21 protein-coding genes are annotated in these 20,562 nt (G+C 63.4%); 13 read left to right on the top strand and 8 right to left on the bottom strand.

What is annotated here, in order from left to right; genetic code table 11:
* Positions 1–79: 79 nt before the first annotated feature.
* Complete coding sequence (locus tag LUA85_RS00450) at positions 80–376, bottom strand: UrcA family protein (protein ID WP_231466356.1); 297 nt, start codon at positions 374–376, stop codon at positions 80–82.
* A gap of 263 nt (positions 377–639) precedes the next feature.
* On the opposite strand from LUA85_RS00450, the gene LUA85_RS00445 reads away from it, so the two are divergent.
* The 3 genes from LUA85_RS00445 to LUA85_RS00435 are packed head-to-tail and all read left to right on the top strand — an operon-like array spanning position 640 to position 2,692.
* Complete coding sequence (locus tag LUA85_RS00445) at positions 640–906, top strand: hypothetical protein (protein ID WP_231466355.1); 267 nt, start codon at positions 640–642, stop codon at positions 904–906.
* Positions 907–956: 50 nt separating this feature from the next.
* Positions 957–1,808 carry a diacylglycerol kinase family protein gene (locus LUA85_RS00440; protein WP_231466354.1) on the top strand — a complete coding sequence of 284 codons (852 nt, stop codon included), beginning with the start codon at positions 957–959 and terminating at the stop codon, positions 1,806–1,808.
* 35 nt (positions 1,809–1,843) lie between these two features.
* Positions 1,844–2,692: a metallophosphoesterase gene (locus tag LUA85_RS00435; RefSeq protein WP_231471718.1), complete on the top strand. Its 849-nt coding sequence runs from the start codon at positions 1,844–1,846 to the stop codon at positions 2,690–2,692.
* A 4-nt stretch (positions 2,693–2,696) separates the two neighbouring features.
* Here the strand turns inward: LUA85_RS00435 and LUA85_RS00430 are convergent, their stop codons facing one another.
* Together LUA85_RS00430 and panC are read right to left on the bottom strand one after the other, a co-directional pair.
* Positions 2,697–3,038 carry a DUF2322 family protein gene (locus LUA85_RS00430; protein ID WP_231466353.1) on the bottom strand — a complete coding sequence of 114 codons (342 nt, stop codon included), beginning with the start codon at positions 3,036–3,038 and terminating at the stop codon, positions 2,697–2,699.
* A complete protein-coding gene (panC, locus tag LUA85_RS00425; protein WP_231466352.1) occupies positions 3,035–3,892 on the bottom strand; it encodes a pantoate--beta-alanine ligase in 858 nt (285 codons plus the stop codon). Before panC ends, LUA85_RS00430 begins: the two co-directional genes overlap by 4 nt.
* Positions 3,893–3,997: 105 nt before the next feature.
* On the opposite strand from panC, the gene LUA85_RS00420 reads away from it, so the two are divergent.
* The 4 genes from LUA85_RS00420 (at position 3,998) to LUA85_RS00405 (ending at position 7,811) form a co-directional block, all read left to right on the top strand.
* Positions 3,998–4,819, top strand: a complete 822-nt coding sequence (locus LUA85_RS00420; RefSeq protein WP_231471717.1) for a division plane positioning ATPase MipZ — start codon at positions 3,998–4,000, stop codon at positions 4,817–4,819.
* Positions 4,819–5,109, top strand: coding sequence for a molecular chaperone DnaJ (locus tag LUA85_RS00415; RefSeq protein ID WP_231466351.1), 291 nt, complete (start codon positions 4,819–4,821; stop codon positions 5,107–5,109). The genes LUA85_RS00420 and LUA85_RS00415 overlap by 1 nt, the downstream gene beginning before the upstream one ends.
* A 78-nt stretch (positions 5,110–5,187) precedes the next feature.
* A complete protein-coding gene (gene pgmG / locus LUA85_RS00410; RefSeq protein WP_231466350.1) occupies positions 5,188–6,591 on the top strand; it encodes a phosphoglucomutase/phosphomannomutase PgmG in 1,404 nt (467 codons plus the stop codon).
* 290 nt (positions 6,592–6,881) lie between these two features.
* Positions 6,882–7,811: an IS110 family transposase gene (locus LUA85_RS00405; RefSeq protein ID WP_231466349.1), complete on the top strand. Its 930-nt coding sequence runs from the start codon at positions 6,882–6,884 to the stop codon at positions 7,809–7,811.
* Between the two features lie 140 nt (positions 7,812–7,951).
* On the opposite strand, the gene LUA85_RS00400 is transcribed toward LUA85_RS00405, so the two are convergent.
* Entirely contained in the window at positions 7,952–8,788 is an 837-nt protein-coding gene (locus LUA85_RS00400; RefSeq protein WP_231466348.1) for a BON domain-containing protein, read from the bottom strand.
* Positions 8,789–8,950: 162 nt separating this feature from the next.
* Between LUA85_RS00400 and LUA85_RS00395 the strand changes: the two genes are divergently transcribed.
* From LUA85_RS00395 to LUA85_RS00385, 3 genes are read left to right on the top strand one after another with little or no spacing between them, the layout of a single operon-like run.
* On the top strand, positions 8,951–10,657 hold the full coding sequence (locus LUA85_RS00395; RefSeq protein ID WP_231466347.1) for an Hsp70 family protein: 1,707 nt from the start codon (positions 8,951–8,953) through the stop codon (positions 10,655–10,657).
* A gap of 10 nt (positions 10,658–10,667) precedes the next feature.
* On the top strand, positions 10,668–12,431 hold the full coding sequence (locus LUA85_RS00390) for a hypothetical protein (RefSeq protein WP_231466346.1): 1,764 nt from the start codon (positions 10,668–10,670) through the stop codon (positions 12,429–12,431).
* Positions 12,432–12,453: 22 nt separating this feature from the next.
* Positions 12,454–14,868: a ligase-associated DNA damage response DEXH box helicase gene (locus tag LUA85_RS00385; protein WP_231466345.1), complete on the top strand. Its 2,415-nt coding sequence runs from the start codon at positions 12,454–12,456 to the stop codon at positions 14,866–14,868.
* A 415-nt stretch (positions 14,869–15,283) separates the two neighbouring features.
* Here LUA85_RS00385 and LUA85_RS00380 read toward each other — a convergent pair whose 3' ends face one another.
* The 4 genes from LUA85_RS00380 to LUA85_RS00365 form a co-directional block, all read right to left on the bottom strand.
* Positions 15,284–15,721, bottom strand: a complete 438-nt coding sequence (locus LUA85_RS00380; RefSeq protein WP_231466344.1) for a biopolymer transporter ExbD — start codon at positions 15,719–15,721, stop codon at positions 15,284–15,286.
* Between the two features lie 57 nt (positions 15,722–15,778).
* A complete protein-coding gene (locus LUA85_RS00375) occupies positions 15,779–16,309 on the bottom strand; it encodes a biopolymer transporter ExbD (RefSeq protein ID WP_231466343.1) in 531 nt (176 codons plus the stop codon).
* 124 nt (positions 16,310–16,433) lie between these two features.
* Positions 16,434–17,183 carry a MotA/TolQ/ExbB proton channel family protein gene (locus tag LUA85_RS00370; RefSeq protein ID WP_231466342.1) on the bottom strand — a complete coding sequence of 250 codons (750 nt, stop codon included), beginning with the start codon at positions 17,181–17,183 and terminating at the stop codon, positions 16,434–16,436.
* 75 nt (positions 17,184–17,258) lie between these two features.
* Positions 17,259–17,921, bottom strand: a complete 663-nt coding sequence (locus LUA85_RS00365) for an energy transducer TonB (RefSeq protein ID WP_231466341.1) — start codon at positions 17,919–17,921, stop codon at positions 17,259–17,261.
* Between LUA85_RS00365 and LUA85_RS00360 the strand changes: the two genes are divergently transcribed.
* The 3 genes from LUA85_RS00360 to LUA85_RS00350 all read left to right on the top strand — a co-directional run bounded on the left by LUA85_RS00360 (position 17,853) and on the right by LUA85_RS00350 (position 20,551).
* Complete coding sequence (locus LUA85_RS00360; RefSeq protein WP_231471936.1) at positions 17,853–18,185, top strand: hypothetical protein; 333 nt, start codon at positions 17,853–17,855, stop codon at positions 18,183–18,185. The two genes, LUA85_RS00365 and LUA85_RS00360, sit on opposite strands and share 69 nt — an antisense overlap.
* A gap of 82 nt (positions 18,186–18,267) precedes the next feature.
* Positions 18,268–19,170, top strand: coding sequence for a hypothetical protein (locus LUA85_RS00355; RefSeq protein WP_231466340.1), 903 nt, complete (start codon positions 18,268–18,270; stop codon positions 19,168–19,170).
* 73 nt (positions 19,171–19,243) lie between these two features.
* The gene (locus LUA85_RS00350) at positions 19,244–20,551 is read left to right on the top strand and encodes a homoserine dehydrogenase (protein WP_231466339.1); all 1,308 of its coding nucleotides are present in this window, start codon (positions 19,244–19,246) and stop codon (positions 20,549–20,551) included.
* The last annotated feature ends 11 nt before the right edge of the window (positions 20,552–20,562 follow it).

Raw genomic sequence — 20,562 nt, 5'->3', positions numbered from 1 at the left:
GGCCGCCGGTTGACCGGCGACCCCTTGAGTTTGGCCCGGACGGGGGACTGGTCCGCCGGGCAAACCGTGAAGCCTTCGCTCAGCGCGCGGCCAGCGCCGTCGGCTTGATGTCCTGCTTGGCGCGCCGGGCATCGGCAAAGGATCTGGCAAAGCACTGGCGCGATGCTTCCATTTCAGCGGACGAGGCGTCTTTGCGAGTCAATCCGCAAACTTCCTTGGCCGCCAGCTTGAGACGCGTATCGAGCTGGGCCTGGCCGGCAGCGGTCGTCAGGTCGAGGTCGGCATAGCCGACGCTGCGTTCGCTGGCGAAAGCGGGCTGGCTGACAGAGAGAGCGAGACCGAAGAGGCCTGCGGCGATCATGGAATTGCGGATCATGGCGTCGTCCTTTGAACAAGGGCCGGAGCGCATCCGGCTGGGAAAGTTTGCGGTGACCGAACCTTGGCTCTTCGGGGGTCGTCGGGGGTCTGGTGAGCCACCGCATGCATTTTCCCTAGGCCGACGATCCGGCAGAAGCGCGCCCGCCTCGACCAGCTTTCCGTAGCGTCCGACAAACGCGCGGCTTGTCCGACGAACGGCTTGCACAGGTCCACCAACTGCAGGTGTGACATTTGCCGGACGAAGCCATATCGTCAGGGTCAATGGCGATTCTGATCACGTTCCTGCTGGGCATCGGCAACTTCGCGTTGCACCGCGCGGTCATGGACAGCGGGCATCCCCTGCTCGGGCGCATGCCGCGCTTCTATCACGCGCTGGGCGGGCGCTTCACTATGGTGCTGGAATTCCTGTTGCTGGTCGCCGCCCTGATGTTCGCCGCACAGGACAATGTCAGCGGACCTATTGCCTATGTGGTCTATTCGGTGCTCAACAGCTTTTCGGCATGGCTGATCCTGACCGATCGGGTATGACAAGCCTCCGCCGCGGAACAACCGCGGGTTTTGCAGGTTTCACGGCCATCATGGAACTTTCCCCACTCTGGCTTGTCACCAACGCGGCAAGCGGCAGCAACAGCGACGATGCCGTGCAGGATATAGCCGCATCGCTCGAATCGATCGGGTGCGCGCCTGTTCGCATTATCTGCTTTCCCGACGAGGAACTGCCCACTGGCGAAGACTTGACCAGGGCAGGAGTCAGGACCCTGGCGGTATTCACCGGCGACGGAACCATCAATGCTGCGGCAACCAGCGCCACGGGCTGGGATGGTGCGATTCTCGTCCTTCCCGGCGGCACGATGAACCTCCTGTCCAAAGCGCTGCATGGCGATGTGCCGCCTGAAACGATTACCGGACATCTTGCCGCAGGCAGCTTCCGGCGCATCGGTCAGCCAGCCGTCCGCACTTCCCAGGGGACAGCGCTGGTCGAAGTGCTGGCGGGACCGGGCGCGATGTGGGCTGATGTCCGCGAAGGTGTGCGCGACCTTGATCTGGGGGCGATTGCCGAAACGTTTTCCAAGGCTCTGCGCGAAACCCGCGAAGGTCCCGGCGTGAAGGTCGCCGATCCAGCGGCTGGAAAGCCGGACGGCTATCGCGCCCTGCGCATCGCCCCCCACGGCAATGGTCTCCATGTCGATGGCTATGACTTTGCCGACCTTGCCGATTTTGCCGCGCAGGGCTTTGCCATGCTGGTGAAACGTGATTTCCGCCAGGGACCGCACGACGACCTTGGCCAGTTCGATGCGATCGACTGCATAAGCGATTCCGCTATCGCGCTGATGATCGATGGCGAACGTCGGCAGGGCGACCTGCGCGAACGATTCGAACGGATCGTATTTCCGGTGGACTTCATCGCCACGAAGCCTGCCGGGGATTGACCCGCCATGCCACAACGACGATCACCGCGCCCGACATGATCCGCCTGTTCCATATCAGCGACATTCATTTCGGACTCGAAGATCGTCGCGCGCTCGATTGGGTGGCGCAGTGCATCGCGCGCGAAAAGCCCGATGCCGTAGCGATCACCGGCGATCTGACGATGCGCGCCCGCCATCGTGAATTCACCGCCGCCTGCCACTGGATAAAGTCGCTAGACGTGGCGGTAACGGTTGAAGTCGGCAATCACGATCTGCCCTACTTCAATCTGGTTGAACGGTTCGTCGATCCCTATCGCCGGTTCCGCTCGATCGAAGCGCTGCTTGAGCGCGAAATCGATCTGCCGGGCCTCGCCATCGTCCCGCTCAAGACCACCGCGCGCGCGCAGTGGCGGCTCAACTGGTCCAAGGGCGCCGTGGGCATGGCCGCCTTGAACCACACCCTGCGGGCCATCGATGCCCTGCCCTCAGGAACGCGCGCGGTCGTTGCATGCCATCATCCGCTGGTCGAGGCCGGGACGCGCGGCAAGGCGCTGACCCGTGGCGGCAGCCGCGCACTGGCGGCGCTTGCAAGCCGCAATGTCTGCGCCGTGATTTCCGGGCATGTCCACGATCCGTTCCACCTGATTCACCCGACGCCCAACGGCCCGGTGCGGATGATCGGCGCTGGCACACTGTCGCAGCGGGTGCGCTCCACCCCCCCCAGCTTTAACGAACTCACGCTGGCAGGCGGCGAAATCACGGTACGTGTGCGCAACCTCGAACATGTCTCCACCCGCGACATGCAGATCGAAGATGTGCCGGAAAACGCTCTGCCACCGCGCACCGAGGGCGAACCGGTTGCCCCGGTCCGTGCCGTGCCGACGATCGATCCGCCGGTATATTGATCGGTCAGGCCCGGAAAACCTCGATCCTCAACGCTTGCCCGCTTGCCGCCACGTCCAGCAACCTGTCGATGTTGGGATGCGCCCCCGGACGCGTCCTGGCATCGGCCACATGCTCGGCAAACACATCAAGGCCATGTGTGGCCGCTGCGGCGTCCAGCGTGCCGAAGCATTGCTGGAGGTAGTGGTAAACCGCCAGCGAACCTTGCTTGCCGGGTTCATTGGGGATGCGTGCCACGACATGGCCGCCTGCATCGATCAGATCCATGTGAGCCAGCCCATCAATCGGCGGCAGCGCTGCAAGGTTTTCCTTGAACGCCGCGCCCGGTTGAATCTTCGTCATCGTCATTGTCCCACCCCCATGTTGTCGATAAGCCGCGTTCCGCCGATCCGGGCAGCAACGAGCAGGCGGGCCTTGCGACCGTTCCAGACGGTCACCTCCTCCAGCGTCGCCGCATCGCGCAGGTCGGCATAGTCGATGCTGTCGAACCCTGTCGCAAGCACATTTGCCTTCAGCGTTGCAAGGCTTTCCGCCACATCGGCCCCGCCTTCAATTGCCGCTATCGCACGACGCATACCGGCTGAAAGGCCCGCCGCCTGCTCGCGCTGCGCAGCGGTCAGATACTGGTTGCGGCTGCTCATGGCGAGGCCGCTTGGCTCCCGCACGGTTTCCACGCCGATGATGGCGTCGGCATGGGGCAGGGTCAGGTCCAGATCGCGGGCCATGCGCCGGATCACGGCCAGTTGCTGCCAGTCCTTCTCGCCGAACAGCGCAATGTCGGGGCGGACCTGATTGAACAGCTTGCACACCACGGTTGCCACGCCATCGAAATGGCCCGGCCGCGCGGCACCGCAGGCAACTTCGCTCACCCCTGAAACCGAGACGTTGGTGGCATAGCCCTGGGGATACATCTGATCGACGGTCGGCGCCCACAGCAGCGCCACGCCCTCAGCCTCAAGCAGCGCGGCATCGGCGGCGAGGCGGCGCGGATAAGCGTCGAGGTCCTCGTTGGGGCCGAACTGGCGGGGGTTGACGAAGATCGAGACGATCACATGATCGGCGCGCCGTGCCGCCTCGCGCACCAGCGTCAGATGGCCTTCGTGCAGCGCGCCCATCGTCGGGACCAGCGCCACGCTTTTTCCCCCGTTTTTGAGCGCATCGACCGCTTCGCGCAGGCTCACAAGCTGATTGATGGTTTGCACGCGGGCCACCTCTCCACTAAGTCCGATGGCAAGGGCGATAGGGGGGCAGGCGGCCTCTCGCAAGCCCGCGCAACGCAACCCAACAGAGAGTACGCCCCCTTGTCCATTGGCCCGCATCGCATTGTCTTCGCCAACGAAAAGGGCGGCACCGGCAAGTCCACCACGGCCGTTCACGTTGCCGTGGCGCTTGCCTATCAGGGCGCGCGCGTGGCCGCGATCGATCTCGATGCCCGCCAGCGCACGATGCACCGCTACCTGGAAAACCGGGCGGAAACCATGCGCCGCCGCTCGATCACCCTGCCTACCGCGACATTCGAGGTCTATGACGGCCAGAGCGCCGACGAGCTTGACGCGATGACCGAGCGGCTTTCGCAATCGCACGATTTCATCGTCTACGACACGCCCGGCCGTGATGATATGCTTGCGCGCCATGTTGCCACCCGCGCCGATACGCTGGTCACCCCGCTGAATGACAGCTTCGTCGATTTCGATCTGATCGGACAGGTCGATGCCGAGACGTTCAAGGTCCGCCGCCTGTCTTTCTACGCCGAACTGATCTGGGAAGCGCGCAAGAAGCGGGCCATGGCGACGATCAAGGATTCCAGACGCGAGATGGACTGGGTCGTCGTGCGCAACCGTACCGGCTATACCGAAGCGCGCAACCAGCGCCGCATCGATACGGCGCTGACCGAACTGTCAAAGCGCGTCGGCTTCCGCATCGCCAGCGGCCTGTCCGAACGTGTGATCTACCGCGAACTGTTCCCCAGCGGCCTGACCCTGCTCGACAAGGGGCATCTGGGGGAACTTGGCACCAGCCATCTTGTTGCCCGGCAAGAGCTGCGTACGCTGGTTTCGGGCCTTAACCTGCCCACCCCAGCGAAGACCGCCGACACTGCCGCTCCCGCCAAGCTGGAGAGCGCGGCCTGATGATCAAGCTGCTGGCACTTGCGGCGCTCGTCAGTATCGCCTGCAAGCTGCTGGCCGGGCGCTGGCCGTGGGAATTGCTGGCAGGCGATCCCCGCATGAACGCTGAGGCCAAGGCGCGCAACCTGCTCGGCATATCGGCCACCGCCGGCCATGAAGAGGTGATCGAAGCGCATCGCCGCCTGATCACGCAAGTCCACCCCGATCGCGGCGGATCGAGCGAAGCGGTACACGAAGCCAACGCCGCCCGCGACCTGCTGCTTGCCCGGCTGGGTGATCGCAGAAACGGATAGCGGCGGAACGGGTAGCGAAGGAACGGCTGGTGCGGGGGCATCGTTGTCCGATCACCCCTTTGCAGATGGAATGCGGACATGCGGCACACTTTCGATCCGACGATCCTGCGCGAATATGACATTCGCGGTGTCTTCGGTGAGACGCTGGGACCTGACGATGCCCGCGCGATCGGGCGCAGCTTTGGAACGCGGGTTGCTGCGATCGGCGGTACGCGGGTCGTGGTCGGCTATGACGGACGGCTGAGTTCGCCGATCCTCGAACATGCGCTGGTCGAAGGGCTTAACGCCAGCGGGATCGACGTGGTGCGGATCGGCATGGGACCAACCCCGATGCTTTACTATGCCGAAGCTTCAGTTCCAGATGTGCAGGGCGGCATTCAGGTAACCGGCAGCCACAATCCCGCCAATCACAATGGCTTCAAGATGGTACTTGAAGGGCGGCCGTTCTTTGGGGCCGACATAATCGATCTCCGGCGGATCGCCGATGAAGGCCGTTGGGCTTCCGGCACCGGCCACACCGCCGACCTTGCCATCATGGACGCTTACGTCGATCGGCTGATCCAGGGGCTGGATGGCATCGACAAGGCTGCGCTGGAGGGCCTGCGCATCGCCTGGGACACCGGCAACGGTGCGGCCGGCCCCGTGGTCGAGGCTTTGACCGCCCGCCTTCCGGGAAACCATGTCCTTTTGTTTACGAGCGTGGACGGCCATTTTCCCAACCATCATCCTGATCCGACTGTGGAATCCAATCTTGCCGATCTCGTGCAGGCTGTCGCGCGGGGAAGCCTCGACTTCGGAGTGGCATTCGATGGCGATGGGGACCGGATCGGAGCAATCGATGCCATGGGCCGGACAATCTGGGGGGATCAACTGCTGGCGATATTTGCAGACGATGTGCTGGCCACCTCGCCAAACGCCCGGATTATCGGCGATGTGAAATGCAGCAGCGCCTTGTTTGAACGGATTTCAGAGCGCGGCGGCAAACCTGAGATGTGGAAGACCGGACATTCGCTGATAAAATCCAGAATGAAGGAAACGGGTGCACTGCTGGGTGGGGAAATGAGCGGCCATGTCTGTTTTGCCGACCGCTACTATGGCTTTGACGACGCCATTTATGCTGCGGTCCGACTCATCGCCGCAACCGTGCGCCTTGACGCATCGGTCACAGCCATGCGCAGCGCCATGCCCGCCATGGTCAACACGCCCGAATTGCGCTTCCAGGTTGACGAAGCCCGCAAGTTCGCCGTGGTGGGCGAAGTGGCCATGCGCCTGCGCAACGCGAACGCGCGAATGAACGATATCGACGGCGTCCGCGTCGATACGCCCGAAGGCTGGTGGCTGCTGCGCGCATCGAATACGCAGGATGTGCTGGTGGTGCGGGCAGAAAGCCGCACCGACAGCGGCCTGGCGCGCTTGCTGCATCAAGCCGACACGCAGTTGGCTGCGTCCGGCGTCGTGCGCGGCGAACAATTCGGACATTAACAAAAGGCGATATGTCGTTTGCAAACACTTGCGCAGCACACCCTTCCCGCTGCGACTAATTTCGCCTGACGGCTCAATAAGTCTCGCCCCCCTTGTATCTGGACGTTGTTGGTTGATTGCGATGTAATCGGCTGATCGCCGGGGTGGGTGGCCACCCACCCCGGCGCTGCGGTGCTGTCGCCCGTCACCCCTCAGGCAGTAACCGTAAGGGAGCCTGGGACCAGCACCGCTTGTCACGCACGACCGAATAGTCGGCAGGTGTCTCAACCGTACGGACAAGGCAGGTTACCGTGATCGAAACGATTTGTGGAGTGGATGTTAGCAAGGCCTGGCTTGATGGCTGGATCGAGGCCGGCGGCTATCGCCGGTTCGCCAATGATGAGGCGGGGATTGCTGCGTTGGTGGACTGGGCCGGTCGCCATGGCGCAGGGCTGGTGGTGATGGAATCCAGTGGCGGGCTCGAACAGGACGCATTCCTGGCGCTGTGGCGCGCAGGCATGCCCTGTGCCCTGACCAATCCCAGAGCGGTACGGCATTTTGCCGAGGCGATGGGGCGGCTGGAGAAGACCGACCGTATCGATGCAGAGGTCATCGCCTGCTTTGCTGCGGCACGGCGGCTACGGCCAACGCCGCCACCTTGCGACGAACAACAAAGGCTTAGCGCGCTTTCTGCCCGGTTGCGGCAAGTGACAGGCGATATCACGGTGCAAAAGCAGCGCCTGCATTCCACCCGCGATCCGCTTGCCCTTGCCAGCCTGAAAGAGGCCATCGCCTTCTTCAATACCCAAGCCAAAGCGCTGGCCCGTGAAATCGCAGGCCTGATCGAACACGATCCCGTCTGGACCGCGCTTGATCGCACACTGCGCTCGGTCAAGGGCGTGGCAGATCGCACCGTTGCCACCCTGCTGGCCGAACTGCCCGAAATCGGAACCCTGTCGAACAAGGCCATCGCCAAACTTGCAGGCCTTGCGCCCATCGCGAACGACAGCGGCAAACGATCCGGTGCCCGATCTATCCGTGGTGGAAGAAGCTCTGTCCGCTCGATCCTCTTCCTCGTCGCCGACATCGTGCGAAAATTCGATCCGGCCATGGCAGAGTTCCGCCAACGCCTGCTCGACCAAGGTAAACCCAAAATGGTCGTCCGCATCGCCCTCGCCCGAAAACTGCTCGTCCGACTCAACGCAAAAGCACGCGAAACAAGAGCTGAAATTGGTCAGTGACACTTGACCTGTCAGATAGTCGCTCCCTTTAGGGAGGTGCTGGGGGTGGGTTCAATACAGCATTGTTTGCAAACGCTATAATTCCCTAGCAAAAAGGGCGCAGCGGGTGCCGCGCCCTTCTCGGCATGGATGCGATACGATCAGGCAGAAGGTGTGGTTGAACTGCCACCGTCGCCCCAGCCCAGCGTCCCGCCTTGCCCTTCCAGCGCGCTGCCCGAACGCACCCGCAGGTTGTTTTGCACATGCTTGACGCCCGATAGCGCATCGACGCAATCTTCGGCCCGGCGTTTGTCGCTGCGGCTGGATACGGTCCCTGTCAGGGTAACTTCGCCTTCGGTGACCGCCACGGATATCTGCCGCGCGTCAAGCCGGGGATCTTCGGTCAGCCGATCATTGGCATCTTCGCGAATGCGCTCATCCGAGCGCGTGTAATCGCTGGGTCCACGCCCGCGATGATCCTCCTCGCGACGACGCTCGGCGCCTTCATCACCAAACCAGCTGCGCACTTCGTCAACCGCGCGGTCCATGAAACCGCGTCCGTCATCGTCGCCATAGCTGCCACGGCCCGAATATCCGGTGTAGGATGGTGCAGCGCCAAGGCCGCTTCCCTTGGATCCGGTTCCGGCCCAGGCTCGCGTTCCGCCGCCGTAATCGTCGCCGGTAAATGTGTCAGGCGTTGCAGGGCCATAGCCGCGCCCCGCATAACGCGACGGGCCACCAGACGATTGCCCGGTGTAGTTGCGATCACCCACTTCCCAATCGTGCGTTCGCCTGTCGCCGCGCAAGTTCGCCCCACGGCTTGACCAGTCGTCTCCACGCGGCGGTGGCGCACCCGTGGAACCGGATCGGCCCCATGTGTCGCGTCCGAATTCTCCTGAATAATCCTGTCCTGGGTCATTCCGGCCGGAATGACCGTGATCGCGGCGCTCTTCGTCGCGCCAATAGTCGCGCGCATGACGTTCGGGGCGGTCGTTCATTGCCTCTCTCCTTGCAAGGTCTGTCATGCAACATGAACGGACGGACACGGCCACGGTTCGCGCATCGGTCGCACGGGACAGGCACTTCGTCGCTTCGCAGCTTTGCGCTTGCCAATGTCGTTCGCGCTGACGCATCAGGGCGGGCGAAGCACGGGGACAGGAATGCTCATCGGGATCGATCTGGGGACCACCAACAGCGCGGTGGCCCTGTGGAACAATGGCGCGGCACAGCTTGTGCCCAATGCGCTGGGTGCATTGCTGACGCCGTCGGCCGTATCGATCCTGCCCGATGGGACGACGCTGGTCGGCGCTGCCGCGCTCGAACGCATGGCCGCAAAGGATGGCGCGACCGCCACCAGCTTCAAGCGCTTCATGGGCACCGACCGCAAGGTCCGGCTGGGCAGGAAGGATTTTTCGGCCGAGGACTTGTCCGCTCTGGTGCTGATGGCCCTGCGCGACGACGTAACCGCGCTGACGGGTGAGCGCCCGACCGAAGCCGTGATTACCGTGCCCGCCTATTTCAACGATCGCCAGCGCAAGGCCACGCGGCGCGCGGGCGAACTGGCGGGACTGACCGTGCGCCGCCTGATCAACGAACCGACCGCTGCGGCGCTGGCCTTCGGCCTGCAGGACAAGGCCGAGCGCGAGCCGTTTCTGGTGTTTGACCTTGGCGGCGGCACGTTCGACGTGTCCATCGTCGAGATGTTCGAAGGCATCGTCGAAGTCCGCGCATCGGCGGGCGATAACCGGCTGGGCGGCGATGATTTCAACACCGCGCTCGCCAGTGCCATCAAAGGCCGTCTCGATCCCGGTGGCAAGCTGGCCACCATCGATCCGGCCCGTGCGCAGGCGCTGCTGCTGCAAGCTGCCGAACGCGCCAGACGCGCGCTGAGCGATGCCGCCGAGGGTGAGTTTACCGTGACCGTGGATGGCGAGCGGCTGACGACGACCGTCTCCACGTCCGAATTCGAGGCACAGGCCGAAGGCCTGATCCGGCGGCTGCGCGATCCGGTGGTGCGTGCCCTGCGCGACAGCCAGATCGATGCGGCATCGCTCAGCGAGATCGTGCTGGTCGGCGGCGGCACCCGCATGCCCGTGGTGCGCAAGGCGATCACCCGGCTGTTCGGCCGCTTTCCCAATTCGCAGGTCCACCCCGATCATGCGGTGGCGATGGGCGCGGCCATTCAGGGCGGGCTGATCGCGCGGGACGGCGGGCTTGAGGAAATTCGGATCACCGACGTCTGCCCGTTCACGCTCGGCATCGAAACCGCAGAGCGAACGTCACGCGGACAGGTTCAGCAAGGCTTGTTTTCGCCGATCATCGACCGCAACACCCCCGTCCCTGTCAGTCGCATGGGCATCTACAGCACGATGGCGGAAAATCAGAAGCAGATCGAGGTCAGCATCTATCAGGGTGAAGCCCGCGAAGTTTCGGGCAACGTCAAGCTGGGCACACTGAAAGTACCGGTGCCTCCGCGCGCCGAAGGCGAAGTAAACATCGAGGTTCGCTTTTCCTACGACAGTTCCGGCCTGCTCGAAGTCGATGTCGAAGTGCCGCTGACCGGCGCGAAGCACAACCTGATGATCATCGACGAGGAGGATCGCAAGGCGGCGCGCGATCTGGACGCCCGGCGCAAGGCGCTGTCCGCGCTCAAGCATCACCCGCGCGAAGAAGCCGCCAATCAGGCCCTGCTGGCGCGGGCGGAGCGCTGTTTCGAGGAATTCCTCGGCGATGCCCGCGCGATCATCGGTGACCGCACACTGGCGTTCACGGCGGCGCTCGACAGCCAGGACCCGCGCCGCATTGCCGATGCCGCCGCGACCCTTGCCGAACTGCTCGATATGCTCGAAGCAAACCCGCCGCTATGAGCGTGCGCCTGTGACACCTGTTCAAGCCTTTCGTGCGCTCGGCATCGCCAAAACCGGTGATATCCCCGCGATCCGCCGCGCCTATGCCGAGAAGCTGAAAGCGATGGATGTCGACCGTGATGTCGATGGTTATGCAAGGTTGCGCGATGCGCGCGATTCCGCACTGCGCTGGGCGCGGATGCAGGAATCACCCGCAGACGATTCGTTCGATCCCTTTGCAGGCGTTGCGAACATCGATGGCGGGGCGTCGGAAGAGCCGAAAACCGAAACCTCAAGCTGGCTTTACAGCGCCCCGCAGGCCCATGGCACGTCCGAACCAACGCTGACCACGCGGCTGGGCGAGAGCGCGCAATCGCTTGACGTTACACCGGGCTTCACACCTGCCAAGGCGCCAGCCGAACAGGCCATCGCCGTCTCGCGCGATCCTTTCACGCGCCCGGTGCTGCTGGGGCTGGAACAGAACGCCGATGCGGTCATGCCCGCATGGGCGCACGAACAGGCTCTCCACCGCCTGCTGCTGCCCGATCGCGATGGGGATGAACTGCCGCCGCTGGAAGGTTGGGAAGAGGCAATGGCGCGCGGGCACCTGAAATCCGTGCTGCACAACGCCGAAAACGTGAACGTGACCGCATTCGACGAGATCGACAACTGGCTGGCAGACATCCTCTGCCGCAGTTGGCCCCGCTCTGCCCCCTTGCTGGAACCGGCGGCGCAGGTGTTCGGATGGGAAGGCGAACGCGGACAAGTGAGCGAGCGCGAGTCTGTCGCATTCCTCAACGGCCGGTTGCGGGGCCTGCGCTTCCGCGAAAAGGTGCTCGACGCCAAGCACCCCCTGCACAAGGCCTGGATGGAACTGACCACGCCCGCCCAGCAGGGCAGCCGCCGGGGCTGGTTCGTCAAGCGCGGCGATGTGGAGCAACTGCTCGGCGGGGTGCGCAGGCATTTCCCCGAACTGGAACATCACTTCGATCCGTGGCGCGTGGCGCTGTGGGAGCGGCAGGGCACGTCGAGCGGCAATCATGGCTGGCTCAGCAATGGGCGGCTGATTGCCATCGCCCTGATTTTCCTCATCCAGATCGTCCGGTTTGCCATGTCGTCGAACGATGCCGATCCGCAAGCGGTTGTCGAGCCTCCGACGATCGGTGCCATCGACCAGAGCCGCGAAAATGCCATCATGGATCGTGCAGCCACGACGATCTTCGGCACCGGGGTGACACTCGATCAGGTGCGCGCAAGGCAGCCCGATCTGGCCGCGCTGTTTTCAGCCAATCGCACAATAGCCCGGTCCGAAGGCGACACCGACGAAGCCTATATCGCCAAAGTCCACGATCTTGTGCGCGAGCGGATGTACATGACCGCGCGCATGGTGAAGGGACCGCTGCTGGAAGACGTGCAGCGCGTCCGCGTCGCCCTGCTGCGCGCGGCCCGCAAGGTGAACCCGGCACAATGCATGGCGTTCATCCGTACGCGCCGCCTGCCTGCCGATTTGCAGCTTCCCGATGCCGTGGCCGAGCGCGAGCGCAAGCTGGCGAGGACCATGCTGGACGCAAGACAACTGGGGCCGCCTCCTCGTATTGCAACAGGCAAGGCGAGTGTATCGGGCGCCATCGTGGGCAAGGTGATGCATACGACCGGCATTGGCGAGGAACGCGTGCGGCAGGCCATGGGGAATGCAGGTTCCGATGCCGATCAATGCGCGGTCACCATCGCGCTGATCGATGCCGCTCTCGCCGCGCCTGCACCTGATCGGCAAGCAATCCTTTCGATTATGTAACCCTTTCCCTATCTAGGGGATAATGACGCTTCCCCCCGCCATTGCAGACTGGTTCGAAAGCCGCGGCTGGCGTGTGCGGCGGCACCAGTGGGATATGCTGGAAGCGGCGCGCGCGGGCGATCACGCCCTGCTCGTGGCCGATACAGGGGCCGGCAAGACGCTGGCGGGCTTCCTGCCCACGCTAGCCGATTTTGCGAGTGACGATCCGCCCGGCGACGGATTGCACACGCTTTACATCTCGCCATTGAAGGCGCTGGCGCATGACGTGCAGCGCAACCTGCTGACCCCCATCGACGATATCGGACTGAAGCTGCGCGTCGAAACGCGCAGCGGCGATACTCCTTCGGACCGCAAGGCACGGCAGCGCGCGCGTCCTCCCCACGTCTTGCTGACCACGCCTGAATCGCTTTCGTTGCTGCTGAGTTACCCCGAAGCCGCCACGATGTTCGCGGACCTGCGTTGCGTGATCGTGGACGAGATCCACGCTTTCGCCACCGGCAAGCGCGGTGACCTCCTCGCACTGTCGCTCGCCCGGTTGCAGACGATGGCGCCACAGATGCGCCGGGTCGCGCTTTCGGCCACCGTCGCCGATCCCGATGCCTTTCGCGCCTGGCTTGCCCCGCTGGGGGAGGCGGATGTCGTCCGGCTGGTGCATGGCGAGGAGGGTGCCGCACCCGAAGTCACCATCCTCAATCCTGAAGACCAGCGCGTCCCCTGGGGCGGACACGCCGCGGCATGGGCCGTACCACAGCTCTACGAAGAGATACGGCGCAACACGACCACCCTGATCTTCACCAACACCCGTTTCCTTGCCGAATACATCTTCCAGCTCCTGTGGGACGTGAACGACGACAAGCTGCCGATCGGCATTCACCACGGTTCGCTGTCAAAGGAGGCGCGGCGCAAGGTGGAAGGGGCCATGGCGCGCGGCGAGTTGCGCGCTCTGGTCTGCACCGCCAGCCTCGATCTGGGCGTGGACTGGGGCGACATCGACCTGGTCGTGCAGATGGGCGCGCCCAAAGGTTCGTCGCGGCTGCTGCAACGCATCGGCCGCGCCAATCATCGCCTCGATTGTGCCAGCCGTGCGCTGCTGGTGCCGGGCAACCGCTTCGAGTTTCTTGAAGCCTTCGCCGCGCAGGAAGCGGTGGAGGAAGGCCAGCGCGATGGCGAGGAGTTCCGACCGGGCGGTCTCGACGTGCTCGCGCAGCATGTGATGGCCTGCGCATGCGCGGGTCCATTCGAAGAGGCGGCGCTGCTGGCGGAAGTACGCTCTGCCAGCGCCTATCGCTGGATCGATGCTGCACAATGGTCCCGTGTGCTCGAATTCGTGGCCACGGGCGGATATGCCCTGCGCGCTTATGACCGGTTCAAGCGAATCGTGCGCGATCGGCAGGGAATCTGGCGGCTGGTCCATCCAGAACATGCAGCGCGCCACCGCCTCAATGCCGGGATCATCGTCGATTCCGAAATGCTCGACGTGCGCTTTCGCAACGGTCGCAACCTGGGCAAGGTCGAGGAGAGTTTCGGCGCGACGCTATCGCCCGGAGACACCATCCGCTTTGCCGGAATGGACCTGGAGGTAGAGGGCGTGCGCGATCTTGAACTGATTGTGCGCGCGGCAAAGAAGCCGGGCCAGATCCCCAGCTACATGGGTGCGCGGATGCCGCTCACCACACACCTTTCGGAACGCGTACGCGCGCTGATGGTAGACCGTGCCGGATGGTCGCGCTTTCCCGACGATCTGCGCGAATGGCTTGAGATGCAGGACTGGCGCAGCCGACTGCCCGGCCCCGGCGATCTGCTGGCTGAGAGCTTTCCGCACAACGGCAGGCATTATACGGTGTACTACACCTTCGAGGGCTGGAACGCGAACCAGTCGCTGGGCATGCTCATCACCCGGCGCATGAACGAGCGCGGAATGATGCCGCTCGGCTTTGTCGCCAACGACTATGCACTGGCCGTCTGGGGCGCTCGGCCTGTTGGCGATCCTGCCCCGCTGCTCTCGCCCGATATCCTCGCACACGAATTCGTCGAATGGGTGCAGGAATCGCATCTGCTGCGCCGCGCGTTTCGCGAGGTGGCAGTCATTTCAGGCCTTGTCGAACGCCAGCATCCCGGCAAGCGGAAGTCGGGCAGGCAAGTGACCTTTTCAACCGACCTGATCTACGATGTGTTGCGCAAGTACGAACCCGATCACCTGCTGATCGAGGCCGCGTGGGCCGATGCGCGCGCGCGGATGACCGATGTCGGACGGTTGGGTGATCTGCTCGATCGGGCGGCCGGTCAACTGGTCCATGTGACTTTGGACCGCGTTACACCGCTGGCCGTGCCCGTGCTGGTGATGATCGGTCGTGAAACGCTTCCGGCAGGGGCGGCGGACGATGAATTGCTCGTCGAGGCCGAGAGCCTGGCCGCCGCCGCGATGCGGCTGAATTGAGCGTAAACGAAAGGTGGTTGTATCGTTTGCAGATACACACCTTGGCTTCGTTATTGCGAGCGCCGCGAAGCGGGGAGAAGCAATCCAGAGCGGTGTGTAGCGGCGCTGGATTGCTTCGTCGGCTTCGCCTCCTCGCAATGACGAAGTGATGTTTGCAAAAGACATAATCGCCAACAAAAAGCGATTGCGTCGTTTGCAAACGCAGTCGCCGTAAACCCACCCCCAGCCCCTCCCGCAGGCGGGAGGGGAGCGAGACTTGCGCTTCTGAAAGAAGAGTTAGTCGCAGTGGGGAGGGTGCTCTACGCCCAGTGTTTGCAAACGACGTGATCGCCAAACAAAAAGGGAGCGGATTGCTCCGCTCCCTTTCCGTGTTTCACTGCCGCAGGCGATGAGAGCCGTGCGTCAACCTTCTGGCTTACTGGGCCTTCTGGAATGTCGCGAAGTTCTCGTTGCCGACGAAGCCGAACTTCGTGACCTTTGAATCCGTGATGATCTTCATCATCTGGTTCGCGATCTCGTAGCTGGCATATTCCTCCGGCTGGAATTGCAGTTCCGGCTCAGGATTGATCGCCTTGGTCGATTGCAGGATCGACACGAGTTGGCCCGTGTTGATCGGTGCGCCGTTCCAGAGGATCTGGTTGGTCTGCGTCAGCACCAGCTTGTTCTTGATCGGGTCGATCTTGACATCGTCCGTCGGCGGCGAAGGCTGCGGAAGGTCGATGTTCACCGCGTGGGTAGCCACGGGGATGGTGATGATGAACATGATGAGCAGAACGAGCATGACGTCGATCAACGGCGTCGTGTTCATTTCCATCATCGGCTGGCCGTCATCACCGCCTGCGCTCATTCCCATCTTAGGTACTCCTGTTCGTTCTCTGGCCCGGTTGCGTACTGCATTGCCCCGAAGGACTTAGCCGTTCGGATCGACCGGGGTGGAGATGAAGCCGACCTTGGGATAGCCAGCCGACTGGACGTTGTAGATGGCCCCGGCGATGCACTTCCAGGGGACGTTCACGTCACCGCGGATCTGCACTTCGGGGATCTTTTCCGGATCCATGTTGGCGGCGCCGCCTTCACGCTTCACGATCGCATCGAGGCGATTGAAAGCCTGCTGGTACAGCTCCTGGTTGTCGACCGCAGTCTGGTTATTGAAATAGACGCGGCATTGGCCGGTGCGCGAAGAACCCTCATAGCCGGGTTCTCTCGGGCTGCGGCCAGCAGCATCTGTCGAAACGACCGAAAGCATCAGGTTTTCGACCTTGTCCTGCGATTCCTCGCTGGGAAGGACCGGCACCTTGAGCTTTTCGACAGTCTGGATCGCGACTGGCACCGCGATGAGGAAGATGATCAGCAGCACCAGCATCACGTCCACGAGCGGCGTGGTGTTGATTTCCGACATCGGGCGTTCCTGACCGCCAGCGCCGCCTACAGACATTGCCATGGGTTACATCCTATCCGTTCTGAGCCGCGGAAGTTGCCGGAGCGCCCCCTTGGGGTGCGGCTCCGGCAGAAGCCCGCGTATCCGGAACAGGTCGGCGACTATGCGCCGACCAGAGGTTTCAATCTTACTTCTTGACCGGTGCGGCCGGAGTAGCGGGAGCAGCAACAACTGCCGGCTTGACCGCACCCTTCGAGTTGATGTTCGCAAGCAGGTCGGTCGAGAAGCCCGAAAGGAGTTCAGCGATCCGCTTGTTGCGAGCCTGCAGCCAGTTGTAGGCAAGCACGGCCGGAACGGCGACGAGCAGGCCGAGCGCGGTCATGATCAGAGCTTCACCGACCGGACCTGCGACCTTGTCGATCGAAGCCGAACCGGCGAGGCCGATGTTGATCAGAGCGCGGTAGATGCCGACCACGGTGCCGAACAGACCGATGAACGGCGAGGTTGCACCCACGGTTGCGAGGAACGGCAGGCCGCCTGCCAGCTTAGAATTGATCGAAGCTTCCGAGCGGGCGAGCGAACCGTGCAGCCAGTCGTGTGCTTCAAGCGCATCGGTCATCTTGGCATGCTGGTCTTCAGCAGCGAGGCCGTCATCGACGAGCTGGCGCCAGGCCGAGTTCTTGTCGAGCTTTGCAGCGCCTTCACGGATCGTGGCAGCACGCCAGAAACCGCTGCGCACGTTCTTGTACTGGCTGAGAATCTTGTTCTGTTCAAAGAACTTGGTGAACAGGATGAAGAACGAACCAAACGACATGATGCCGAGAATGATGACCGTCGCATAAGCGATGAAGCCGCCCTGCTCGAGTGCTTCGGCGAAACCGAACTTGTTCTGCGGCGCAGCCTGCCCGGCCGCAGCGGCAAGGTTGTAGATGAACATGCGAGTCTTCCTCTTCAAATCAAATCAAAGTGCGTGAAAGCCAGTCGAACGGGCTTTCGTGTCCGTCCGGCTGGATCAGTCCTTTGGAATGACCCAGCGAATCGAGTTCGAATACGTGCCGGTGGCAGGATTGCCTTCGCCATCGGTCGCGGGCGTGAAACGCGCGCGGCGACGGACGTTGGCACATGTTGCCTCGTCAAGATCCGGGCTGCCCGATGATCTGGTGATCTGGCAGTCCGTAACCTTGCCGTCGGTCCCGACAGTGACACGGAAACCCGTGGTGCCTTCACGCTCTTCGCGAAGCGCACGCGAGGGATAGTCGTTCGACGTTGCCCAGTTGCCCGGATTGCCCTTTGGCGCCGCACCTTTCGGCTGGAACCTGGGGGCAGGCGGGGCAGCGGGCGGCGCAGGAAGAGCCACCGGCGCCGGCGGAGCCGGAATCGGTGGGGCCTGGTTCACCGTCTGCACCTGTGGTGCCGGCGCATTAAAGCTGATCGGCGGCGGAGGCGCGACGATCGGCGGTGGGGGCAGGTCATCCTTCGGAGGAGGAGGAGGCGGCGGTTCTTCCGGCGGCTTCTCTTCCTCGATGTTGACCGCCGAGGTTACCTCTTTCACCTTCTGGATCGCCGAATACGCCAGCCCTGAGACCAGCGCATAGCCGACGACGACATGAAGGATCGCAACGATGATGAGCGCGGTGATCTTGTTACCGCTCATCTGTTGGTCAGCGTATGCCATTCAGCTCCAATACTCCTGATCGCCCACCTGAGCCCGGAGCACGCGTGTACGGCCCTGACCAAAGTGGAGCCCGCACGCAAGATCACCGTCCTGCGCGAAAGCCAATCCAGCAAATTTCAATCCACCCTGCCGGCAACCCGGTCCACCGACATCAATCCGGGAGGATTGGCGGCGGCAAGCGTCGGGCTGCTTGTTTTTGGATTGCCCGAACGGGTTGCATCTTTAACGGCGAAGCCAAAGCGGCGCAAATGCTTTATCCGTTAACTGTCGATTCATGGTTGCACTGGCTGAAATCGACGGAAATCGAAGGAAGGCGGCTTCCGCCGCTACCGCCGGAGACTCTGGAATGAACCGTTCTGCCACCTGGACCACCGCTGCTGCGATTGCGCTCGCCAGCCTGCTCGTCACTGCCGCCTCCACTTCGGCGTTGGCGCAGCAAACCCCGATTCGCAGCACTGCCACAACCGCCACGAAGGTAGTGACGAATGCTTCGGACAACCTGACCTATGCCGACCTTGCCGGACTCGCCGATGCTGCCGAGGTGGTCGTGCGCGGACAGGTTCGGAAAGTCAGTCGGCTAAAGCCAGAGCAGGCTCCGGGGCTGGTACCGGGCATGGCGCGGGTGCTGGTTGAAACCCGGACCACGGCGCTGCTTGCCGGGCCGGCAATCGGCGAGACCGTTCGTTACCTTGCCGACGTGCCGCTCGATGCAAAGGGCAAGCTGCCGAAGCTGGCAAAGATGCAGGTGCTGATCTTCGCGCGGACGGTGGCCGGGCGCCCCGGCGAACTGCGATTGGTGGATGGCGGCGCGCAAATCCTGTGGTCAACAGGCGTCGAGGCGCGAACCCGCAATATCCTTACCGACCTGCTTTCGCCCGATGCACCGCCACGGATCAAGGCCTTGCGCGAGGTCCTGTTCGTCCCCGGCAACCTTGCGGGCGAAGGCGAAACCCAATTGTTCCTGCAGACGGAAACGGCGGCGCCGGTATCCTTGTCTGTCGTGCGCCGTCCCGGCATGGCGCGGACGTGGGGTGTCAGTCTTTCGGAGATTGTCGATCAGGCCGCGCGGCCGCCGGAGCGCGATACACTGACCTGGTATCGCCTCGCCTGCTTCCTGCCGCGCACGATCCCGTCCAGCGCGGGCTTGTCCGGCAATGCCGAAGAGCATGCCGCCGCGGAGGAGGATTACGCCTTCGTCCTTGCCGAACTGGGCGAATGCACCCGCACCCGCCCGGCGGTGCTGCGCTGACGATTCCCGCTGTTGCCCCGCGCGCGCCTGTCGCCTAAGGCGCGCGCGACTATTCTACGGTGACGGGACAGATATGAGCGAACCTTTGCGCATCGCACTTGCGGGCCTCGGCACGGTTGGCGGCGGGGTGATCCGGCTGATCGAGGCGAACGCCAAGCTGATCGAGCGCCGCGCCGGACGCCCCATCGTGATCACCACGGTCAGCGCGCGCAACCGCAACAAGGATCGCGGGTTCGATGTATCGCGCTATGCCTGGGAAGACGATATGGTCATCCTGGGCGAACGCGCCGATGTCGACGTGGTGGTCGAACTGGTGGGCGGCGCCGATGGCCCGGCTCTGGCGCTGGCACGCACCACGTTCGAAGCGGGCAAGGCGCTGGTCACCGCAAACAAGGCGATGATCGCGCACCACGGCGTGGAACTGGCAACCAAGGCCGAAGCGGCGAAGGTTGCACTGAAGTTCGAAGCAGCGGTGGCAGGCGGCATTCCGGTGATCAAGGGCCTGAAGGAAGGCGTTGCCGCCAACGAGATCGCGCGCGTCTATGGCATTCTCAACGGCACCTGCAATTATATCCTCTCGACGATGGAAGACACCGGCCGGGACTTTGCCGACGTGCTCGCCGAGGCGCAGGCCAAGGGTTATGCCGAGGCCGATCCCAGCTTCGACATCGATGGCATCGATGCCGCGCACAAACTGGCGATCCTGTCCTCCATCGCATTCGGCACGGCGGTGGACTTCAAGCCCGTGGCCGCCACCGGCATCCGCCGTGTGCTGGCCGCCGACATCGCGCAGGCCGATGCGCTGGGTTACTACATTCGCCTGATCGGCATGGCGCAGACCGAAATCGACGCTGCGGGCAATCGCCGCCTGTTCCAGCGGGTGCATCCCCACCTCGTCCACCGCGACCATCCGCTCGCCCATGTCGATGGGGCGACAAATGCGGTCGTCGCCGAAGGGAACTTCGTCGGACGGCTGCTGTTTCAGGGTGCCGGCGCAGGCGATGGTCCAACCGCCAGCGCGGTCGTTGCCGACCTGATCGACATTGCCCGCGGTGATATTGGCGCGCCATTCTCGATCCCCGTCGCAGAACTCGATCACGCCGCGCCCGCCGATGTCGGCCACCGTACCGGCAAGGCCTATATCCGCTTCAACGTGGCCGACCGCCCCGGTGTGCTCGCCGAGATCACCGCTGCGATGCGCGATGCGGGGGTTTCGATCGAAAGCCTGATCCAGAAGGGCAACAAGGACAACGCCCAAGTGATGGTGGCCATGGTAACCCATGAAGGTCCCGAAAGCGCCATCACCGAAGCCTTGCGGCTGCTCGATGGATCGCCTGCTCTCGCCGAGCCACCACTGGTGATGCACATTCTGGGCGAGTGATTGCCCCTCCG

The sequence above is a fragment of the Novosphingobium sp. CECT 9465 genome, from assembly GCF_920987055.1.
In the GTDB taxonomy this organism is placed as follows: domain Bacteria; phylum Pseudomonadota; class Alphaproteobacteria; order Sphingomonadales; family Sphingomonadaceae; genus Novosphingobium.
The sequence above is the reverse complement of the archived record's forward strand: the minus strand, read 5'-3'. Positions and strand labels throughout refer to the sequence as shown.